This is a genomic window from Arthrobacter mobilis (assembly GCF_012395835.1).
Taxonomy (GTDB): Bacteria; Actinomycetota; Actinomycetes; order Actinomycetales; family Micrococcaceae; genus Crystallibacter; species Crystallibacter mobilis.
Map to the genome: position 1 here is coordinate 231 of NZ_JAAZSQ010000098.1, position 362 is coordinate 592.

Annotated in this window: 1 pseudogene; it reads right to left on the reverse strand. The window is 71.0% G+C overall.

Annotated elements, in window-relative coordinates:
• Positions 1-362, reverse strand: a pseudogene (locus HGG74_RS21275) (ABC transporter ATP-binding protein); the annotation flags it as partial.

The following is a 362-nucleotide window of genomic DNA, read 5'->3' on the forward strand; positions in this document are numbered from 1 at the left end:
GCCCTTCCAGGCGTTGGCGGCCGCGGTGGGTTGGGCGGAGAGCTGCAGGTCCTCGGCGCGCATGCAGACCTTCATCTGCTGCGGGGCCGTGGCGGCGCGCTGCGCGGAGTGGATGGTGAGGCCGTGGTCGGTCACCTTGGCGGTGGCGGATCCGTCCGGGGCGGGCACCGACTCGCAGTCCATGACGTTGGAGACGCCCAGGAAGTGGGCGATCGAGGCGCTGGCAGGGGTCTCGTACATCTCGCGGGGGCCGCCGATCTGGACGATCTTTCCGCCCTGCAGCAGCGCGATCCGGTCCGCCAGGGCGAACGCCTCGTGCTGGTCGTGGGTGACGTAGACACACGTCAGGCCCAGGCGGAGCT